Annotated in this window: 2 protein-coding genes; both read right to left on the reverse strand. The window is 70.5% G+C overall.

Translation table 11 applies throughout. The features are described 5' to 3' along the window. Window positions 1–207: 207 nt before the first annotated feature. Complete coding sequence (locus E1289_RS37380) at window positions 208–1,488, reverse strand: hypothetical protein (protein ID WP_131988885.1); 1,281 nt, start codon at window positions 1,486–1,488, stop codon at window positions 208–210. A gap of 175 nt (window positions 1,489–1,663) precedes the next feature. Beyond that, window positions 1,664–1,966, reverse strand: a complete 303-nt coding sequence (locus tag E1289_RS40400) for an Rv3654c family TadE-like protein (protein ID WP_347813625.1) — start codon at window positions 1,964–1,966, stop codon at window positions 1,664–1,666. Window positions 1,967–1,976: the final 10 nt, after the last annotated feature.

Here is a 1,976-nt window from a genome sequence, read left to right on the forward strand (position 1 = left end):
CCCATCACCCCATCCCTCCCCAGTACTCCGGCATCTGCCGCACCCCGGCACCATGCTCCCGTGAGGCCCGCGCCGTGATCGCCAAGCTCACGGCAGGCGCTGTGCCCAGGCGGACGTTTGCTCACGTCGGCGACGTATTTCGCGGTGCTCGCCGGCGGGGCTGTGGGCGCGGTTGGTCGACCCGGGTCGCGGTCGGTGCCGGGGTTCTCACCTGGGGCGGCGGCCGTGCTTGCGCTTCGGTTTGGGGCTGGGCTGGGCGAGGCTGACGTTGACCCCGCTGGCCCCTGTGGCGCGGGTTGCAGGGCCGCGGCGGCTGGACTTTGCCTTGGCCGACGGCGAAGAGAGGGTCATCGTGTCACCCGAGCGGGGCCGTTTGGAACCCTTGGCCTTGGGGTCGGCTATCGCCAGGACCGGGGCCGTCTTGGCGAGGGCCTCGGCTCGTGCGATCTGCTCGCGGGCCTTCTTGACGCGCTTACGGCCGGTTCCGCTGCGGGCGAGGCGGGCTGCCATGCCGTTGCTGCTCGTCCCCGCCTGAGCGAAGCGGAGGCGACGCGTCCAGGTACCGAGGTGCCCGGCGACGATGAGGAGGACCAGGGCGATGCCCACGCTCTTCCCCCACTGGAGCCGGTCGGTGGCCGCGATGTTCTGGGCCTTCGGCGAGTCGGTGGCGATCTGCGGCGCGGGGTAGGTGAGGCCGGGCGTGGCGCCGTCCGGCTGGACGGACGGGAGGGTCACCGGCGACTGGTTGTTGAACGGCGTCAGCGGGGTCCCGGCGCTCGGCACCTCACCCTCCGCCGAGGGAAGGGACGGCGCCGAGCCGCGGGGAAGCGACGCGGAACCGCCGCTCAGCATGGCGTTCGCGGTGGCGGCGCCGGAGGTCAGCGATCCGCCCGTCCCGGTGGGGCGCTGCGCCCGGACGCCCACGGAGACCGCACCGCTCGACTTGGTCAGCGCGAGGGTGGCGGAGCAGCTCGTCCCCTGGCACAGCGAGTTCACCGAACCGGACTTGGCCTGGACCCCCGAGCCGGAAAGCGCGTAGCCGCTGAGGTCGTCCTCAAGGCCGCGGTTCCACTTCACGACGAGCTTCTTGCCGGACACCTGGGCGGACACACCGGTCGGCGCGGCCGGCGCGATGCGCACGGTGACGGTGTTGGTGTCGTAGATGTGCCCGGTCTGCTTGCCCTTCAGGTAGACCTTGTAGCGGCCGTTCCGCCGGATCGGGAACGTCCCTGACAGGTCACCGGCAAGGCCCTTCTCCTGGAGGAACACGTTCCCGATCCCCGGGCCGTCGACCCAGAGCTGCATGGTGAGCGCGAAGTCGAAGTGGGCCTTGGCGGTCAGCTCGGAACCGCTCGTGATGACCGCGCCGTTCGCGGGAGAGGTGATGCCCGTGGCGGCGGCCTGCGCGGGGAGGGCACCGAGTACCGGGAAACCCATCGCAAGCGGGGCCGCGATCGCGACTGCACCGATCCTGCGAATGATCGTCACGGCCTCAATCCCTTCGACAACGTCCTGCTCGTCTCATCCCGCCGAGGGCCTCGCGGGGCACACGCACCGTGCGGTAACTATGCACTTACATGCAGGGTAACGTACCACCGGATAGCAGAAGTCACAGGAAGATGACAAAGAGGCGAGTGTTCCATCCCCTGCGGCACCTCCCAATCTATTGACACACGGTGCAACGAGCCGTGCCGCGCCAGATTACGCCCTCTTGCCCCACAGGGCCAGCCCTTGCCCGGGATAGCACCTTTACGACACCTATCCCCATAGGCACCACCACGTCCACCGTTACCGAAACCTCCACCACGTCCCCCTGCGCCTGACACCGGGCCGACCGCGCCCCCGACTCGACCGCGATCCTCTCCGCACTCGCGCAAGCGCCTCCGGCGCCCTCCGCCACCCGGGCGGCCCCGGCCAATGCCGCCAGGTCGGCCGCCGCGTCCGCCCGATGCCGAGCCCCGCGCACCCCACCAACC

Source organism: Actinomadura sp. 6K520, assembly GCF_004349245.1.
Classification (GTDB): Bacteria; Actinomycetota; Actinomycetes; order Streptosporangiales; family Streptosporangiaceae; genus Spirillospora.